The 13,180-nt window shown below is 46.0% G+C and carries 13 protein-coding genes; 8 read left to right on the plus strand and 5 right to left on the minus strand.

The window, feature by feature from the left end; genetic code table 11:
* The first annotated feature begins 274 nt into the window (after positions 1 to 274).
* From OEU88_RS15290 to OEU88_RS15305, 4 genes are all read left to right on the plus strand, one after another.
* A complete protein-coding gene (locus OEU88_RS15290; RefSeq protein ID WP_262696079.1) occupies positions 275 to 1,048 on the plus strand; it encodes an AraC family transcriptional regulator in 774 nt (257 codons plus the stop codon).
* A gap of 97 nt (positions 1,049 to 1,145) precedes the next feature.
* Positions 1,146 to 2,027: a sterol desaturase family protein gene (locus OEU88_RS15295; RefSeq protein WP_262696080.1), complete on the plus strand. Its 882-nt coding sequence runs from the start codon at positions 1,146 to 1,148 to the stop codon at positions 2,025 to 2,027.
* Positions 2,028 to 2,105: 78 nt separating this feature from the next.
* Positions 2,106 to 3,080: an alpha/beta fold hydrolase gene (locus OEU88_RS15300; RefSeq protein ID WP_262696081.1), complete on the plus strand. Its 975-nt coding sequence runs from the start codon at positions 2,106 to 2,108 to the stop codon at positions 3,078 to 3,080.
* Between the two features lie 629 nt (positions 3,081 to 3,709).
* A complete protein-coding gene (locus tag OEU88_RS15305; protein WP_262696082.1) occupies positions 3,710 to 4,030 on the plus strand; it encodes a DnaJ family domain-containing protein in 321 nt (106 codons plus the stop codon).
* Between the two features lie 4 nt (positions 4,031 to 4,034).
* Here OEU88_RS15305 and OEU88_RS15310 read toward each other — a convergent pair whose 3' ends face one another.
* Both OEU88_RS15310 and OEU88_RS15315 read right to left on the minus strand, forming a co-directional pair.
* On the minus strand, positions 4,035 to 5,324 hold the full coding sequence (locus OEU88_RS15310; RefSeq protein WP_262696083.1) for a M20/M25/M40 family metallo-hydrolase: 1,290 nt from the start codon (positions 5,322 to 5,324) through the stop codon (positions 4,035 to 4,037).
* A 117-nt stretch (positions 5,325 to 5,441) separates the two neighbouring features.
* Complete coding sequence (locus tag OEU88_RS15315) at positions 5,442 to 6,002, minus strand: DUF1579 family protein (RefSeq protein WP_262696085.1); 561 nt, start codon at positions 6,000 to 6,002, stop codon at positions 5,442 to 5,444.
* Positions 6,003 to 6,269: 267 nt separating this feature from the next.
* Between OEU88_RS15315 and OEU88_RS15320 the strand changes: the two genes are divergently transcribed.
* Together OEU88_RS15320 and OEU88_RS15325 are read left to right on the plus strand one after the other, a co-directional pair.
* Positions 6,270 to 6,926 carry an MBL fold metallo-hydrolase gene (locus tag OEU88_RS15320; protein ID WP_262696086.1) on the plus strand — a complete coding sequence of 219 codons (657 nt, stop codon included), beginning with the start codon at positions 6,270 to 6,272 and terminating at the stop codon, positions 6,924 to 6,926.
* Between the two features lie 69 nt (positions 6,927 to 6,995).
* Positions 6,996 to 8,633, plus strand: coding sequence for a DUF3667 domain-containing protein (locus OEU88_RS15325; protein WP_262696087.1), 1,638 nt, complete (start codon positions 6,996 to 6,998; stop codon positions 8,631 to 8,633).
* Here the strand turns inward: OEU88_RS15325 and OEU88_RS15330 are convergent.
* The 3 genes from OEU88_RS15330 to sppA form a co-directional block, all read right to left on the minus strand.
* Positions 8,630 to 9,241: an FMN-dependent NADH-azoreductase gene (locus OEU88_RS15330; RefSeq protein ID WP_262696088.1), complete on the minus strand. Its 612-nt coding sequence runs from the start codon at positions 9,239 to 9,241 to the stop codon at positions 8,630 to 8,632. The genes OEU88_RS15325 and OEU88_RS15330 overlap by 4 nt on opposite strands.
* A 100-nt stretch (positions 9,242 to 9,341) precedes the next feature.
* Positions 9,342 to 9,761, minus strand: a complete 420-nt coding sequence (gene msrB / locus OEU88_RS15335) for a peptide-methionine (R)-S-oxide reductase MsrB (protein WP_262696089.1) — start codon at positions 9,759 to 9,761, stop codon at positions 9,342 to 9,344.
* A 4-nt stretch (positions 9,762 to 9,765) separates the two neighbouring features.
* Positions 9,766 to 11,601 carry a signal peptide peptidase SppA gene (sppA, locus tag OEU88_RS15340; RefSeq protein WP_262696090.1) on the minus strand — a complete coding sequence of 612 codons (1,836 nt, stop codon included), beginning with the start codon at positions 11,599 to 11,601 and terminating at the stop codon, positions 9,766 to 9,768.
* 144 nt (positions 11,602 to 11,745) lie between these two features.
* On the opposite strand from sppA, the gene OEU88_RS15345 reads away from it, so the two are divergent.
* Together OEU88_RS15345 and OEU88_RS15350 are read left to right on the plus strand one after the other, a co-directional pair.
* Positions 11,746 to 12,594 carry an AIM24 family protein gene (locus OEU88_RS15345; RefSeq protein WP_262696091.1) on the plus strand — a complete coding sequence of 283 codons (849 nt, stop codon included), beginning with the start codon at positions 11,746 to 11,748 and terminating at the stop codon, positions 12,592 to 12,594.
* 100 nt (positions 12,595 to 12,694) lie between these two features.
* Positions 12,695 to 13,117 carry a PaaI family thioesterase gene (locus tag OEU88_RS15350; RefSeq protein WP_262696092.1) on the plus strand — a complete coding sequence of 141 codons (423 nt, stop codon included), beginning with the start codon at positions 12,695 to 12,697 and terminating at the stop codon, positions 13,115 to 13,117.
* Positions 13,118 to 13,180: the final 63 nt, after the last annotated feature.

The following is a 13,180-nucleotide window of genomic DNA, read 5'->3' on the forward strand; positions in this document are numbered from 1 at the left end:
TGGACCTTGCTACAGAGTCAAATGAAAAATGACCAAATGCAATAAAAATGGCAGTCACATTCCAATTAGGAGATTGAAAGCTGGTCAATCCTTTGATTTGGTCGGGGTTTGAATAAGGGGCTACTTTTTCGTGATTTTTGCCTTGGGCATTTTTCTTTGGTACTGCAAACGCTGATGTGCCGCTTGTCATTCAACAGAAAGTTCGCGGCGCATCCTGGTTCGTCAGTAAAACGAGTACACTAAAATTATATTGAGCAGTTATAGGGGCCGAATTATGAAGAAGTGGGGAGGGGATTTAACCGTCGGGTTAGGATGGGTCTATTATAATGGCCCCGTCGGCGATACCGAATTTCATCAACATTATGCTGTGCAAATTTGCTTTCCGTTCAGCGGTCCGCTTCATATTGAAACCCACGCGGAAAACCAAGTCGTCGATGATATATTAATTGTCGGCTCCAATGTCAGTCACCGTCTGTCAAGCCCAAGTCCAACTGCTCAATTGCTCTATATAGAGCCCAACCTGATCCGAAAAAACACTGCCCGACTAAGTGTCGACCAGATGGTAATAGTGAAATTGCCGAAAGCTCAAATGGAAAGCATTCAATCGGCCCTTAATATTGATATAAAAAAGAGAGACAGCAACTTTGGGCTACAATTGGCCAATCTTATTTGGCCAAAAGGAACAGGCGGCGAAGCGTTTTCCCCGATTGATCCGCGTATCAGTCAAACTCTAGCGGAAATTGAGGCCGCCGAAGACCTCAACATACGCCTTGGTCAAGTAACTAAGAGCACTGGGCTGTCTGCAAGTCGGTTCCGCCACCTGTTCAGCGCCCAGGTTGGCATGTCGCTTAAAAGTTATTTGCTCTGGTCTAAACTGCAACGGGCTATCCAAAGCCTTGCGACGAATAGTTCTCTCACCAGCGCAGCTCATGCTGCCGGGTTTGCCGATTCTGCCCATCTTTCACGTACCTTCAGGCGCACCTTTGGTCTTTCTCCAGCTGATCTTAATAGAAATGCGCACTTTACAACGAGAAAAAACGGGCTGTAGCCGCTACGTTCAAGCATCAGTTTCCAGTCCACCGTATCTATACTGCAGGACATTGCTGCTTTTGGACTGTCCAATAGCGCTATATGGAGATTTTGATATGTTTAGATTCCTTGTACGGCTTTTCTATTTACCATTGTTTCTGATTGGTGGAAACGGACTAGCCCTTTTTATCGTTGAAGCTGGTTACTCAAAATTGTGGCTTGCCGCCCTTGTTTTGACCTTCATCGCTCTGGCGTTCCTGTTGGAGCGCGCTGTTCCCTTCGACACAGCCTTCAACAAGCCGCACGGAGACCGGGCCAGAGATTTCTATCACGCGCTTTTCAATGAAGCATCAAGCGTGATCGGGGTTGCTCTGGTTCCAGTTTTGGCCGGGTTGGTAACTATTCCATCGATCTGGCCAACCGAGCTCCCGTTGGTGCTACAGCTGTTGATGGCGATCTTCATTGCAGACATTGGCATCACACTCGTTCATTATGCCAGTCACCGCATTGATGCGCTGTGGCGCCTGCACGCGGTCCACCACAGTATCAAGCGCATGTATGGCTTTAACGGCCTGATGAAACATCCGTTACACCAGCTTCTTGAAACACTTGGCGGCACTGCACCGCTACTGTTAATGGGTATCCCTCAGGAAGTGTTATTGCTGTTTGTGGTTGCGGTTTTGCTACAGCTTCTCTTGCAGCATTCCAACGTTGCCTATTTTGTCGGTCCGTTAAAACGGGTCCTTGTCGTCAATGTACTGCACCGTTTTCATCATCTTAAAACCGGGGAGGAAGGCGACGTCAATTTTGGTTTATTCACTACTTTTACCGATTATCTTCTCGGTACGGCCTATTATGATGAAAACCGTGTTATCAGCTCCGGGGATCTGGGTATTGCGGCGCAGCCAAACTATCCAACCAGTTACTTGCGCCAGCTTGTTCAGCCTTTCAAACCACAAGAAAAAGTTGAATACGCCGCCCGCAAGCCAGCCGAATAGGCCCGTTGTAATTACCCGGCGCGCAATTACCGAGCGCGCGATTGCCATAGAAAAATGGTAGTTTAACAGGACAGTAGCATGAAGAAAAAAACAGGCTTTATCGTTGTTACATTGATCGTTTTAGCTGCTATTGGTGGGCAAATTTCAGGCAATCAGCCCCAGCGGGACGCCGTGGCTGCAGCCGAAAAGCAATATGGTGTCACACTTGAAAGCCGCATGGTCTCGGTTGGCGATGTTTCTCTTCATGTTGTCATGGCGGGCCCTGCAGACGGAAATCCGGTGATCCTGCTACACGGCTATCCTGAATTCTGGTACGCGTGGCGCGGGCCAATGACGGTACTGGCTAGGGCTGGTTTTCGGGTCATTGTGCCCGACCAACGGGGCTACAATAAGTCAGACAAACCTTCAGACGTTGACGCCTATAATCTTGATAAACTGGCAGGCGACGTGGTGGGCCTTGCTGATGCGCTTGGCTACCAAAAGGTCAGCCTTGCAGGCCATGATTTTGGCGGGCAAGTTTCCTGGTGGACTGTCCTTTTACATCCCGACAGGATCGCGAAATTTGCCATCATCAACAAGCCGCACCCCTATGCCAGTAAGGGGTATATTGCTGAAGAGGAGTCCATCAGCTGGTACCGTACATTCCTCAAAATTCCGGGCTTGCCAGGTTATGTTGGTCGTTTGGGAAATTGGGGCTTGCTGGTAAAAAATCTGCGTGGAACCTCCATGCCTAACACGTTCTCTGATGCTGACATGGACCAGTATAGGGCGGCATGGGACAATGATGGTGCCATCCACAGCATGGGGGCCTGGTACCGTGCCAACTCTGACTTTGATATGAATGTGGGGGAAGCGCGCGTAAGGGTGCCGACACTGTCAATAATAGCGCCTGATGATGCTTTCAGCCCCATAAGTTTGGCAAGACACAGTGCAAAATTTCTCGAGAACGGTCAAGTGAAAGAACTAAGTGAGGGAACACATTGGATCATTCAAGAGCAGCCTGAACTGATCGGGAATATTCTGGTACAGTTTTTTGGGCCACAATCACCTTAAAAATAATTGAAAGTGGTTTGAAGCGCCAGATTGAAGGCATCAATCAAGTGTTGGCCTAAATAGCTTCGAAGTTCGTCCGTTTATGGCGAAGAGCAGGTAGTAATCAAGTTATCGTTAGAGGACCGCGTTTGGACCGGAAGCGGAAATGGTGCCGCTACCAATGAACGGCCGCTTTAGGGAAGGTCTCGCAAGCTGGTTCTGATTATATCTGAATTATCAAACCCCAACCAGTTTACTGAATGGCCATTGCAATACGAGTTTGCATGGTCAGTACTATTTGAATTTATTACAATTTGTGGTACAGTTTTTATTACATAGTTTATTACAAAATGATAATCAGGGGAAAAGGTGAGCTAAATTAAGTGATATAATACAAGTAGTTAAAAGAAATTTAATTTTTGGTTCGAATCCTGCCGCCCCAGCCATTTCCCAAAAATTTATCTCTTATTATCGAGCTATAGTTCGTGATGCGTAATTTCTTGCGCCACCCTAGGGCAACGATGTGTAGTTTCGATCGTAAATTGGTAATGACATCATAGCCTTCCAAGCTGGCATCTCTTTTCTCAGTAAACTGTTCTCATAAATGATGTATAGTGGTTTGATTGGCACATCAGAGGTATGGTCTTGTTATGAAACTCGACAAAATGGCAGAACACCAGATTAGACAAACCCAAGCTCGCGGTGAGATGGATAATTTGAAAGGTGAAGGTAAACCTTTGTCTTCAGGTCAAACATCAAACGCGAGCGTTGAAGGCTTTGGTTACAAAACCATGGCGAATGCAGGTGTCTTGCCCGAGGAAATTGTGCTGAAGAAAGAAATAGCCGCTTTAATACCAACCATTGAGGGTATTGCTGATCCAGTAGAGCGCAGAGCGACAATGAAACAGCTTGCAGACCTACAAATGAGGCTTGGAATTCATGAAGAAGCCCGCAAGAAATATTTTGGTTAAATCGTCACTTACCGGATAACAAATCCGTAATGAGTAGTGCTGACCTTTTGGTTGCCATACGCATGGATTCTATATTCATGCGCTCACGCGGACTGTGCGCGCCGCGCCCTGATACGCCGAGCCCATCCATTGATGTAACAAATGGTGCAATAAAGCTGATATCAGCAGCGCCCCGGCGCTCAGGCGGAAAGCTTTTTGCGGGCTCTAGTCCCAAGCGGGTATGAACTGTATTTAATTTCGCTAACAGATTTTTGTTGGCCTCTGTTTCTTCCATCGCTGGATATCTATCTTCAAATGTGATTTTAGCAGAAGTTTCAGGCAGGCTGTCTTCAACGATACCACGCATTGCTGCACGGGCGGCATCCAGTTGTGCTTGGTTCATGAAACGCAAGCCGCCTTGTACAACCGCTTTCTGTGCAACAACATTGCCCTTTCCATAAGTGTTAAAATCATTTGGTGTTTCACCTTGGTTAACAAGTGTTCCGCCTGCCAAAACACCAGGATTGAAGGTGAGCCCAAAAGGCCCGCGAACCTCGCCGTAAAACCGGTTCAGGATACGGGACATCTCAAATACAGCGCCGGCACCTACGCCGTCTCTGAAAATACCGGATGAATGGGATTGTTTGCCTGTTACTTCCAATGACCAGTTAGAAGAACCACGTCTCCCGATAACACCCCATTCGGCGCTGCCGCCTTCAAAATTTAAAGCGATGTCTGCTGCTTTTCCTGCAGAGATCAAATCACGGCGTGCATGGTCAATAGGGGAGCCAACCGATTCTTCATCGCCTGTGAAAAAGACTGTTACAGTTCCAGCATTGGCAGCATTCGTTTCCATGATAGCTTTTAGTGCGTAAAGAATAACGGTATTTCCGCCTTTCATATCTGAAATGCCAGGACCGCTGGCTTCTTCTCCATCGCGTTCGAACTTTTGAAATGGGCTGTTTTGTTCAAAGACAGTGTCAAGGTGGCCAATTAACAGGATGTGAGGACCTTCTCCAAATGCTTTAGTGGCTATGAAATGTCCGGCACGGTTCATATTTTCCGGCATCTCTATCCAGCGGGTTTCAAAACCAAGTGCAGTAAATTCTCGTTCAAAACTGCGCCCAACATCGCGTACGCCGGGTATATTCAGTGTTCCAGAGTTCTGGTTTACAATTTCTTCAAGGAAATTGATTTGTTGTTGGAAGTTTTTATCAATGGAGGCAAGGACCGACTTGTCATCTGCTGATGTAGCTTGGAGGCTGGCAATTACCATCGTGATAGCCAGTATCATGGTTTTAAGTATGTAGCTCATATCGTCACCTTGCGTCTAATAATTCACCATAAACGTTACTCTAGTTGCGAATATGGGACGAACACAACGGCTGATATATTTTGCTGCTCAAACTATAAGAAAAGCAAACAGGCTTTGCTATTGATTGGTAGATGTAATGCGCTCATATGTGCTTATGAAGCGAACAGGCCAATGATCTGGCGCCTCATTAGAATAATTGACGCGAGTTTGCCATGTATAGTGATTTTCATCGCTAAAACGAATGCTGCCCCAATTTTTTGTTACCGTTCCATCCCGTTGATGCATTGGTGCGCCAAATTGTTCAATAGTTTTACCATCCGCAGACACAGTTAAAGTAAAAATTGCTTTTGCTGGGTGGTTTTCAAAGATTCCCACGCGTTCAAAGTTCTTCGTTATCTGATTGTAATTAATGTATTCAATAAATGTACGTGTTTTGTTGTTGTAATGGCCCGTACCATTACATTGAATGTAGGCTTCGTTGAAGGCGTATGCGCACTCAATTGTTCCTTCTTCTCTGTAGTTGAAGCCTGCGTTTTCCGTTGATTGATCTACATAACGCCATGAGCCAATGAGCAAATTCAAATCTTTGATTGATTTGTTTCTCTCGTTTTCTGAATCGGCAGCTATTCCTGCTTGAGATAAGGTGAAGATTAAAGCGACTATTAATGCAGAGCGCATATTCTATCTCCATTGCAATATTGGTTCAGTACTCAAAAAGCCTAGTTTACTTTGAGGCTTAAAGCGCCGTACATATTGTAATGAAATTATATATCATAACAATATGTATAAAGAAATATTATATAAAGCTTCAATAACCATGGATTACAATACAGCAAATTATGATGACGGTTTATAGGTTTCGTAATCAAGTTATAATATAAATCCCGGCCTTTTCTTTCGGGCATGATGTCGTTACGATTGCGCAAATCGTCAGGAGTTTGTTCAATGTTAAAAGCCCAAATCGTGCCGGTAACGGCCTTCCAGCAAAATTGCAGCATAATATGGTGTGATGAAACGATGGACGGTGCGTTTGTTGACCCGGGCGGAGATGTCGAGGTGTTGCTGGAACGCGCAAAGTCACTCGGCGTAAATATAACGAAAATACTCCTGACTCATGGACACCTTGATCATGCTGGTGGTGCAAAAGATATCCGAGAGAAGTTAGGCCTTGAAGTGATAGGCCCACACAAAGAGGATAAATTCTGGCTCGATCAAATTGAAGAACAGGCATCTAAGTATAATATGCAAGGCCTCAAGTGTTGTGAGCCCGACCAATGGTTGAATGATGGTGATCAGGTCTCTGTTGGCAATGTTACGCTTGATGTATACCACACGCCGGGCCATACGCCGGGACACGTTATTTTGCATGATCCACAGCACAAAGTGGCATTTGTTGGTGACGTTTTGTTCAAAGGGTCTGTTGGACGGACAGATTTTCCGCGCGGTGATACGCAGACGTTATTGGACGCTATACAAGAAAAACTGTGGCCGCTTGGTGATGATGTCACGTTTGTGCCTGGTCATGGTCCTCTTTCCACCTTTGGTGCCGAGCGAAAGACAAACCCTTTTGTCGCGGATCATATTCTAAATGCTGGTGCATAACTAATTGATTTCCTCTCCTTACTGGCTTCCTGAAAAAGCTTTTGCTATAAGGAGTTTAGAGGGGTTTTCATGTTAAGTTATTTTCGAAAATGGTCGATTGCACTCAAGAGGCGTAGGCTTGCAAAAGAGCGGGCACTTATGCAGCGTTACACGTTCATAGAAGAAGACACGCGAGAAGACGGTAACCGTTGTAACAACTGTAAGGCACCGCTTACGGGGCCCTTCTGCCATATTTGTGGCCAACGAGATGATGACCTCCGCCGACCTATATGGACTTTCTTCCGCGAGCTATTGGATGCTTTGTTTGATACCGATAGTAAAATTATTAAGACCATTATCACACTGGTTTTATTGCCAGGTGGTTTGTCTCGCGCTTTTATGGAAGGAAAGCGTGCGCGTTTTCTGCCACCGTTTCGACTGTATGTTGTTCTGCTTTTTGTTTTCTTCTCAACGCTCAGTATCGCCAATGTTCTCATTATCGATATTCATGTGGAGCCCAAAGCAGAGCAGGTAGCTGCGCGTGTTGCACTCGAAGCTCAAATTGAAGCGGCTAAAAAAGTGAGGGAAGACCTGAAAGCCAGACGCCAACTGGAACGAGAAAAGGAAGCCGAATTACAAAACAATGGCGATAGGCCAGGGCAAACTTCCCAAGAAGGTATGCCGCCCATTGAGCCAGTCGATGTTCAAGCGATAACTGAGCAGGCACTGACAGAAGTTGATGCTGCTCTTAGACAGATATCTGAACAACAAGCCAATGGTGAGTTATTCTCTTTAATTGAGGCGATTGGAAACTTGGAGGCAGGTAATGAATCTGGCAAAGAGGCCCTGGAAAACAGGTTGGAAGACTTTGTAAAAGATGTTGCTCTTGGTAACCGTAAATTAGATGAAGTAGACATTGCTATTGCTCGGGAACGTGCAGAAGAATTACTCGATAATGAAAACGAAGACCTTGCGCCTGGCGCTCGGCGAGCGTTGCAAACGGTGCTGGCATTATCTGATAACTCGTTGATTTTTTCGCCTACTTCTTCACAAGGCGGCATTAATTTTGGTGAACTTCCATATAACTTTGATATCGCTATGTTTGTTGTGAATGACAACATTGAGCGGGCAGGAATTAAACAGGAAGATATTGACTTCGTCTTGCAAAAAGACGACACACCGGAAATCGTGAAGAAAGCAATTTCAGGCCTTGCAGAGGCACTTCGTTCACCACGAGAATTCAATAAGCTTTTCAACGAGTGGCTGCCTTGGGCGCTGGTGATTTTAATGCCTGTTTTTGCGGGTATCTTGCGTATTACGCATTGGGGAAAACGCCGGTACTACTTGAATCAGCTAGTATTTGCTCTTCATTTTCATAGTTTTCTTTTTGTCATGCTAACCACTTTTGCATTTGTAGTTCCTGCCGTGGGTGGGGAAAATGCTTTTGCTATATTCTGGTGGGGCACATCACTTTATTTGATTATCGCGCTAAAAGTCGGTCAAGACCAAGGCTGGATAAGAGCTTTCTTTAAGGCAGGCTTCATCTGGGTGAGTTATTTTGCGGTGATGATGGGTACCATGAGTTTGGTTATGTTTATGGGGATAAGTGACACTAGTTTTACTGAATTTATGACGTTGCTTGATGAAGCTAAATACGGAGTAACCGAGCAGGCGCTAGATACGCCTGCTTTGCCAGATACACCCCCAGCAGAAAACCTTTCAGGCTAACTACTTGTCTGAGTGGCTTTGGTTATTTGGTCCTTAGCGCGCTCAATGGCCTCGGGTTTGCCCGTTGAGGCATCAATGAAGGTTACATCTGTTATGCCGATGAATTTCAATGCTTGCTTTATATAAGGTGTTGCAAAGTCAATTTCGCTACCAAGTGGTGTACCGCCAGAAGTAACAACCACAAAAGCACGTTTGCCAGTCATCAGCCCAACAGGACCATTAGGTGAATAACTGAAGGTCAGTTTGGTGCGCGCAATCATATCGATCCACGCTTTAAAGCTGGCAGGGATACTGAAGTTATATATTGGTAAGCTGATAACCAGCGTTTCCGCACCTGCTATTTCGCTGACTAGCATGTCTGAGTATGCGAGTTTATCCTGTTGTGCTTTAGTTCTGCTCTCTGGCGGCGTAAAGTTTGCACTGATCCATTCTTCATCAACGAAAGGGATGCCGTTAGCGACATTTCGAGTTGTAACGCTCGTTCTGCCTTGCGCGTTTAATGTACTAATTAACCTGTCAGCAATGTCGCGGGATATTGATCCTGTTTGTCGGGCACTGCTGTCTACACGAAGAATATTGTGTATTCTTTCTGTTGGCTGATCTTTCATATTTAGGCTCCATCTATGTGATGAAACCTAAATATGTATTTCATAGCGGCGTATGTAGAGCGCTATTTTGACACTCTATGTTGTTAAAAATGGAACGCCGTTATTTCTCGTCTCCAGATGGTATGAGATTCAGTGACGCTGAGTTCATACAATAACGTACACCTGTTGGTGGTGGTCCGTCAGGGAAGGAGTGCCCCAGATGGCTTTCGCATTTAGCGCACACAATCTCAGTACGCACCATGCCAAATGATCGGTCAGTTTTTTCAGTGACAGCACCATTTGTCGCAGGTTGCCAAAAGCTGGGCCAACCTGATCCGCTATCGTATTTTGTAGCGCTGTCAAACAAATGAGAGCCACACCCGGCACATAGGTATTTGCCCGGTGTTTTTGTGTCCCAGTATTTTCCGGTGAAGGCAGGCTCTGTGCCACCACATCTGCATACTTGATATTGCTCTGGCGTTAGCTCTTGCTTCCACTCGTCGTCTGATTTTTCGACTTTTGCATTATGTTCTTCAGTCATGGGGTTATCTCACATTACATTCAAAACAAATGACATAGCGCGCCATCGGGTCATTCAGATTAAGCAAGAATTCGGCCTCTTCCTTAACCGCTAAAGCAGCTTTCACAAGAGGAGACGGCTGTGTTTTTGGCATGAAGTCCTGAATTTCGACGCCAACTGTTGATGAGAATATATTGGCAACCATTTGTGCAAATTGATCAGGGCGTTCGCGGTAAAATACGGTTGAATAATCACCCTGAACACCAGCAGCGGTTGCTGCCGCTTCCACGGCATCTTCAAATTCACCTAGATGGTCTACAAGGCCTAACTCTTGAGCAGTTGAGCCTATCCAGACACGCCCTTGAGCAATTTTGTCTACATCTTCAACAGTCATGCCGCGCCCACGCGCTACAAGTTCAAGGAATTGACCATACCCAGACTCGATACTTTGCTGCAGAACATCTTTTGTCAGGTCGGTCATACCGCGTGTGAGATTAAAAGCACCTGCAAGAGGCGTTGTGCCAACGCCGTCTGCACTAACGCCAATTTTTTGAAGTGTGTTCTCATATGTAGGAATGACAGCAAAAATGCCGATTGAGCCAGTGATAGTTGTTGGCGAAGCCCATATTTCGTCAGCGGTTGCCGCTATCCAGTATCCACCAGATGCTGCTACTGGGCCCATAGAAGCTATGACCTTAATGCCTTGTTCTTGTGCTGCTACCAATTCTTGGCGGATCAGTTCAGAGGCAAACTGTGCTCCTCCTGGACTGTCTACCCGCAATACAATAGCCGCAGTATTTGAGTTGAGGCGTGCGCTTCTAATATAGCCAACAAGCGTTTCGGCAGCAGCAACAGTAACCGGACCGTCGCCCATAACAATAGGACCTTGAGCGGTGATTACAGCAACTTCGTTTCGGTTTGTTTCCTGTTTGGCTGTCGCTGCCAAATACGCCATATAGTGTATTTGCTTGAAGCTGGTACCGTTATTGTTAGTACCATATTCATCCATTAACGCTTGCCGCCACACAGCACGCGGCGCTAGCTCATCAACTAATCCTTCATTCATCGCAAGTGTTGCGAAGTCACCATTTGCTGCTCTTAATCGAGCAGATATATCGCTGGCACTCTCTAATAGTGCGTTTTCAGGCAGGTCACGAGCACTCACAACGGATTGCTGATATTGCCGCCAAAGATCGCCAAGGAAGGTAGCATTTGCCTCTTTTGCAGCCTCTGACATGTCGTTACGTATATATGGCTCAACAGCAGACTTGAATGTGCCCACACGGAAGACATGGACATTGGCACCAATTTTCTCCAGCAGGTCTTTAAAATATAAATTGTACTGACCGTAGCCACTGAGAAGGACACTGCCTTGATCATTCATGTATATTTTGTCAGCTTCAGCTGCGAGCAGATAGTCGGATTGACTGTAAGCGGCAGATAAAGCGTAAACTTTTTTACCTGTAGATTTGAAGTCGCGAATAGCGGCAGCCATTGCATGCAGATGGCTGGGTGCTGCGCCAATCATACTTTCGGTTATAAGTGCCAGTGCGCTAATACGATCATCATTCTTCGCACGTTTTAACGCTGTCGTAATGTCATGAATGCTGGTTTTAGCGGGTGCATTATTATATTCAGCAAGGGCAGCTTCAAAAGCGTCAGGTTGTTCTATTTGTTCTACAATTTGACCTTCAGGCCAAAGTACAAGAACCGCTCCTTCTGGTACCGGAGGCAAAGGTTCCTTTGTACGAGCCATAATAACGATCGCCAACATCAAGATTACCAATAAGCCCAGCGTAATACTGCCGAGGCCCATAATAAATCTTCCGATGGAACGAATAATTACCCAAACGCCTTGCATGACGATCTACTCCAAAACTTGTAATAATGCTTTAAGCTATAATTTAATAGTAAAGGTGCGACTGAAAGATGGCTGCGTCAAGGTAGCGGTGTAAATAATTATAGTTTAGTCCAAGCAAAATATGCATCGAGAAAGGAAATATATATGAGCCAAGTCCCTAATGTTCCACGTGTTCACCACACAAAACGTGCCGGTGTAGCTGATGATATTGATTTTGAAATCAAAGGCAGTGAGATGCAATTTGTCGAGATCGAGCTTGATGCCGGAGAAAGTGCAATTGCTGAAGCTGGTACCATGATGTTTAAAGACCAATCTATTGGCATGAATGCGGTTTTCGGCGATGGGTCTGGCCAGGATGGCGGATTTATGGGCAAGCTTTTGGGTGCCGGAAAGCGCCTTATTACGGGTGAAAGCCTGTTCACAACCGTTTTCACCCATGACGGCGTAGGCAAGGCGCGCGTGGCTTTTGCTGCTCCATTCCCCGGCAACATTCTGGCGATTAAGCTGGACGATCATAACGGAGAGCTTATTTGCCAGAAAGACAGCTTTCTTGCTGCGGCCAAAGGCGTGCAGATAGGCATTGCCCTGCAACGCAAGATTATGACGGGCTTGTTTGGCGGCGAAGGTTTTATTATGCAGCGCCTTTCCGGTGATGGTTGGACGTTTGTACATGCGGGCGGCACGGTTGTTGAGCGTGAATTGAAGCCGGGCGAGGTGTTGCATGTTGATACTGGCTGTTTGGCAGCAATGACCAGTAGTATTGATATGGATATTGAACGTGTAGGCGGTGTGAAATCTATGATTTTTGGCGGTGAAGGTGTTTTCTTTGCCAGACTTCAGGGTCCGGGCAAGGTCTGGCTACAGAGCCTTCCTTTCAGCAGGCTTGCGGGTCGTATGTTGCAGGCCATGCCGCAAACCGGTGGGAGTGATCGCGGGGAAGGTTCGGTTCTCGGCGGTGTTGGTCGCCTGTTAGACGGTGATAACAGGTTTTAGGTATTATATCTCAATTACATATTAAGTTGCTGACAAGAATGGCAATGACGGTATAGAAGCGTCACTTTCCATTTATGTCGGAACATGAGAAATAGACAGTATGCGTATTACTACAGAAGATTTGATCCGTGACGGTTACCAAACATGGGAAGGTAGCGATGCCTTCGAAGACTTGGTTGGTCCCTTCTATTTCAAAAAGCAAGATGATGGGTCATATACTTCCGCATTCATTTCCGAAGAACGCCACACTAATGGTGGCGGTATGTTGCACGGCGGCTTGTTGATGACATTTGCTGACTTTGCCCTGTTTACAATCGCAAAGGACCATCTTGAAGGAATGCATGTAACGCTTGGCTTTAATTCAGAATTTATTTCCGCTGGGCCTGCTGATGCATTGATCGAAGCACGCGGTGAGGTTACACGTGCAACACGCTCGCTTCTTTTTGTGCGCGGTGAAATATTCACTGGTGATACGGTCATTATGACTTTTAGCGGCATCATTAAGAAGGTGCGCCAAAGCTAATTTTCCATTCATCTCCTTAAAACGACCATTGGTTCCTCAGATTCTATCCATGCTGATTGGTGC

The organism is Kordiimonas aquimaris, assembly GCF_025574485.1.
GTDB lineage: Bacteria > Pseudomonadota > Alphaproteobacteria > Sphingomonadales > Kordiimonadaceae > Kordiimonas > Kordiimonas aquimaris.